This is a genomic window from Nostoc foliaceum FACHB-393 (assembly GCF_014698505.1).
Lineage (GTDB): Bacteria > Cyanobacteriota > Cyanobacteriia > Cyanobacteriales > Nostocaceae > Nostoc > Nostoc foliaceum_A.
Window position 1 is genome coordinate 1 of record NZ_JACJTD010000153.1, and the last position, 4,202, is coordinate 4,202.

Genomic DNA, 4,202 nt, shown 5'->3' on the forward strand with positions numbered 1-4,202 from the left:
TTCAGCAAGTCCGATTCCAGGGAAGAATACTTCAGCAAGTCCGATTCCAGGGAAGAATACTTCAGCAAGTCCGATTCCAGGGAAGAATACTTCAGCAAGTCCGATTCCAGGGAAGAATACTTCGGGAAACAAAGCTTTAGACAAGACAAAATTTTCAATTTGGGAGCAAGTTGGGTTGCCTTTTATGAGACTATTCATTGGAACAGCTGTTGTACCTTTAATATCATTACCGATATTCTCTAATCTCGTGGTTAATCAAAAAGAAAAGGTAGTAGATAACTTCTTAGAAAAAATACATGATGATTTAAAGATTTTTGAACAAAAGCTTAGGGCTATAGCAGTCAAAGCAGATAATATGAGTTAACACATGTCGAAGCAACGCAATTTTGTAAAGCTGAATTCAAAAATCGAGTGTTACTCAATCCAATATTGAATATATAGTTGAAATAGTTTGTGATTTAGTCAATATCACTAGTCTACAACTCAAGCAACTCTTAACAAATAGGCGGCGAAGCGGAGTGTCTGCCGCTGCCTGCAACCATCTGGATGGCTCAATGACTTGATTCGTGGCAGTAGCAGACACCGACTATTTGAGCTTGCTAGGTTTTGAGTTGCGCCATCACTTAGAGAGACATCCCTTTACTCTGTCTTCTTTCCTGCTGCCGTTCTGATTGGCATCACCATGCCAAAACAGGAAAATTGTACGCTAAGGCTGAAAGTCTTTCTCTGTCTAGATTTGGGGCGTTATTTTTTTTGATGGTGCAGAGTATTGCTAGTACTCTGCACCATCAAAAAGACTAATTCAAGTCAAAAGTGATAAATACAGGTATGCCATTTGCTCAAACAATACCATTGCCAATTTACGAGGGTTCAACGCCTGTAGAAACGGGATGAATGCGACCTAAAGCAGTAAGCTTGGCAAAAATCTGGGTTAATAAAATAGGCTCCGGGATTTCGGGAAGCATTTTTAATATTTCACGAACATATCGAAAACCACGGTAATAAGCCTTAAGATCAATAATGCCGGAGTCAGGATTGTGTTGACGGAAATCAGCGAGAAGGTGATGAGATAAATTCACCATAAAGAATGCTAGATTAGCAGCATTAGTCACCGCAGTTTGACCAATGTTCATAAAGTCTTCCAATCCCCAAAATTGCTTGGCATCACGGAAGTTAAACTCGATTTGAAAGCGCAGTTTGTAGTAGTCAATTATTTTCTCAGATGACAATTTTAGGTCACTAGAAAAAAGAATGACGTGACTGTGAGCATTAGTTTTGAGATTGGTTTTCACCAAAATAACTATATTCAGTGCTTGAGCAAATTCCTTGTGAAGGAGAGTGCATTGATAAATATCAGTTTTGATATCGTCTTCAATGGTACTTTTACATAAATATTTCTGAGGTATGTTATGGTAGTCAATCTTATCACCGTATTTACGACGAGAGCGACTATTGGAGTCAGGATGTTGATAGGGTATATACAATGCCGAATCATGGCGCAACTTGGAAATTATGTGCAAATTAACAAGACGTATCATTTGTAAGGCATTATTGTTCCCAAAATGACCGTCTAAAACTAAGTAACTTAGCGGAATAAAGTTAGCTATTAATTTGACTAACTCATTAATCATCTTCTTAATTCTTAGTAATTCCGATGTGAGAATTACTTCTGTTTTGTTTTTATTTTTACTCCCTTTTGGTCGTCCACGTCCACGTTTTTCTTTGGGTTTTATTTCTGTTTTTGGCGATACACTACTCTTTTCTACATCGCTCTTGATTACCTGTTCTATTTGAATCGGAAACGAGTGTCTTCGCTCAACACTTACTAATGATAATGTAAAAAAAGATAGACCTAATATAGGTTTGCTGACCAGGCTAGAAAAAAATCTATCCAGCCCATAAGTTTGTTTCCCTGATTTACTGATTACAACTTCATCTCCTGCCAGCAAATATACCTCATTCGCACGGAACAAATGCTTGCGGAAAAATAGCCAAAACAACGTTGCCCAAGGTATTACTGTATGAAAGAACCTCAACATCGTCCGGTAACTACCACCAGTGCTTGTCCAACGTGAGATTCCCAACATAGTGACTTGCCCACTCATCGCTAACATCGCCAGGATTATCTGGCTCATTCGACGCATCGTCGTAGCATTTATCTGCGGTAACAGGCATTGTAACAGTGATAGGATATCGGGCATGGGTTGATTGTGGCTTTTGAGTTGTCGTTTGGGAAGACAATAACTCTACTACATCAGCCCTCTCTCTTCACCCTCTTATTTTGGCTAAGGTATTGCTCAAAACAACTGATTTTTATAGCGTTGAGGTTAGCATCAGTTCCTTAGCGTACAATTCTCCCGTTTTGGCACAGTGATGCCCTACTTGTTTATTCCGGAAAGTGACAGAAGAGGGATATTTAACGTTCCGACTGAGCGGCTGCAAACAACCTTTGCAACACCGCCAATATCTCTCGGCAGTCCGCTCCAGCCGGATTGTTATGCTGCGATCACTCAAAGAACTAATTCAACTTTTCGTAAGTTTTGTAACGACAGTTGTGGTGGGTATTGTTAACCTGAACAGATGCTAGTTCTATTCTGGGTCATAGTCTTCAGTGAAGCTGAATGGCTCTCATAACCTTCGTAAGTGTCACTTCTAGATTCAGAGGCGAATGGCACTAAGAAAAGGTAAAATCGTTGAGGCAGCAGGGGTGCAGAGGAGCGGAGGAGCAGGGGAGAAAGAAAAAATTTTAGGCATTCCGTTCAGATATTTAGAAATTCCCCTCTGCCTCCCTGCACCCCTGCCCCTCTGCAATCCTTACGCCGCCTACCCTTCAGCTTAACTTAGTGCCATTCGATTCAGAGGCGTTGACATCACTAGAAACGGAATTATCCTTATCACCACTTGGATCATAGGAAGGTGAACTACTCTCATGCGTTACATGTCCTAACAGGTCGGAGTAGTTGGCATTTACGGGGTTGACTGATAATCATCCCCACTTGCATCGTAAGAATCAGGCGAACTCATACTGCTAGGTGTATCAGAGTAACCTTCATGAGTACTGTGTCCAGATCCATCAGAGTAATTGGCATCAGAAGGACTGTAATTGTGCCCATCACCACTCGGATCGTAGGACGGTGAATTGCCTTCGTAACTTGAATGTCCTGACGGGTCAGAGTAGTTGGCATTGTCGGGAGTGTAATTATGACCATCTCCCCCCGGATCGTAGGAAGCAGGCGAACTCATGCTGCTAGGTGTATCAGAGTAACCTTCATGAGTACTGTGTCCAAATCCATCAGAGTAATTGGCATCAGAAGGACTGTAATTGTGCCCATCACCACTTGGATCGTAGGACGGTGAATTGCCTTCGTAACTTGAATGTCCTGACGGGTCAGAGTAGTTGGCATTGTCGGGAGTGTAATTATGACCATCTCCCTCCGGATCGTAGGAAGCAGGCGAACTCATGCTGCTAGGTGCATCAGAGTAATTTGTAGGAGAGTTATACCCATGAGAGTCAGAATTTTCCAGATCATAAGAGGTTGGATAAATACTATTATTCGGTAGCGAATTCACCTCATCAGTGGCTTCAGAAGATTGAGATTCAGCAGGAAAATGAACTGGGTCGATCTGTACCTGGTTGACCTCAGTGGCTTCAGAAGATTGAGATTCAGCAGGAAAATGAACTGGGTCGATCTGTACCTGGTTGACCTCAGTGGCTTCAGAAGATTGAGATTCAGCAGGAAAATGAACTGGGTCGATCTGTACCTGGTTGACCTCAGTGGCTTCAGAAGAAGCATTACCGTAAACTTCCTCCTCAGTGAAGGTCATATCGGCTTCCTCGTTGACAGCCTCTCCAGATTGAGCATCACTAGAACCGTTGCCATAGACCTCCTCCTCGGTGAAAGTCATATCAGGCTCACTTTCAGATTCTAATCTCTCTGCTTTTTCTATTATCTGCTGAAGCTGTTCCCTAGCAGCCTCCCTGAAAGCGTCTCTAGTTTGTTCGACCTCTTGCCGCGACACATCGTTGACAAGTTGTTTTAATTCTTCCACAACATATCCTGCCGCAGCTGATAATTGTTGCGGCTCGCAATTATAAATGCTCTGGCTCGCAAACAAGGTAATTTCTGGCTCACATTATTTGCAAATAGAAAAGCACTTTGGCTCAGATTAATTGCAACTAGGCTCAAGTGAACTGCAAATGG

Annotated in this window: 4 protein-coding genes; 2 read left to right on the top strand and 2 right to left on the bottom strand. The window is 42.1% G+C overall.

The window, feature by feature from the left end; all coding sequences use genetic code 11:
* On the top strand, positions 1-364 hold a 364-nt coding region (locus tag H6G92_RS38295; RefSeq protein WP_199345146.1), incomplete at its 5' end, for a hypothetical protein.
* Positions 365-860: 496 nt separating this feature from the next.
* Here H6G92_RS38295 and H6G92_RS38300 read toward each other — a convergent pair.
* Positions 861-2,201: a transposase gene (locus H6G92_RS38300; protein ID WP_190902020.1), complete on the bottom strand. Its 1,341-nt coding sequence runs from the start codon at positions 2,199-2,201 to the stop codon at positions 861-863.
* Between the two features lie 467 nt (positions 2,202-2,668).
* On the opposite strand from H6G92_RS38300, the gene H6G92_RS38310 reads away from it, so the two are divergent.
* Complete coding sequence (locus H6G92_RS38310) at positions 2,669-2,839, top strand: hypothetical protein (RefSeq protein WP_190902025.1); 171 nt, start codon at positions 2,669-2,671, stop codon at positions 2,837-2,839.
* 128 nt (positions 2,840-2,967) lie between these two features.
* On the opposite strand, the gene H6G92_RS38315 is transcribed toward H6G92_RS38310, so the two are convergent.
* Positions 2,968-4,050, bottom strand: coding sequence for a hypothetical protein (locus H6G92_RS38315; RefSeq protein ID WP_190902027.1), 1,083 nt, complete (start codon positions 4,048-4,050; stop codon positions 2,968-2,970).
* Positions 4,051-4,202: the final 152 nt, after the last annotated feature.

What these genes read in the sequence shown, in the direction of transcription:
- H6G92_RS38300 (WP_190902020.1), bottom strand. Translation starts at nt 2,201, where the DNA reads ATGCCCGATATCCTATCACTGTTACAATGCCTGTTACCGCAGATAAAT.
- H6G92_RS38310 (WP_190902025.1), top strand. Translation starts at nt 2,669, where the DNA reads ATGGCACTAAGAAAAGGTAAAATCGTTGAGGCAGCAGGGGTGCAGAGG.